Annotated in this window: 1 protein-coding gene; it reads right to left on the reverse strand. The window is 72.4% G+C overall.

Going from position 1 to position 590, the window contains the following annotated elements; all coding sequences use genetic code 11:
• Positions 1-535 (reverse strand): transglutaminase N-terminal domain-containing protein (locus tag AC1D15_RS36270; protein ID WP_477829897.1); only part of this gene is annotated, 535 nt, incomplete at its 3' end.
• Between the last annotated feature and the right edge of the window lie 55 nt (positions 536-590).

The following is a 590-nucleotide window of genomic DNA, read 5'->3' on the forward strand; positions in this document are numbered from 1 at the left end:
GCACCTCGTCGACCGAGGTGCTGACGGTGGTCGCCCCGGCCTCGAATTCGAAGTCATCGTGGATCGCCTGCGTCAGCGCGGCAAGGGCCTCGAACCAGTCGCGCCCCGGCGCGAGCGCCTTGCGCGCATACAGGCGTGCGCCCTCGGACAGCGGCACCAGCACCGTCGGCTCGCACATGCGGGCCGGCTCCAGCGCACCGAGCGTCGGCGTGTTGCGCACCGCATCGCGCACCGATTCCCAGGGCTGCGCGGCCGACGCCCACACCGGCCGCGTGCCGACCTCGACCGTACAGGCCATGCGCACCCGCAGCAGGCGGTGCGCGCCATGCAGCCCGAAATGCGTGACCGCGTTGCCGAAGCTGTCGGGCGCCTCGTGGCGCTCGTCGGGCGGCGGGTCGATCTGCAGCGCATGCGACAGCAGCTTCTGCCACGGCAGCTCGCGCGGCGCCAGCCGGGCCAGCTGCCACGACTGCGAGACCGGCGCCGCATACGCGTAGCGCGTCTCGTGCTCGACGGTGTAGCGCGCGGCTGGCATCAGGCCACCAATGACAGCACGCTGCGCGAGGCCGCGTGCGAGAAGAACTTCAGCG

The sequence above is a fragment of the Rhizobacter sp. P2_H2 genome (assembly GCF_056403375.1).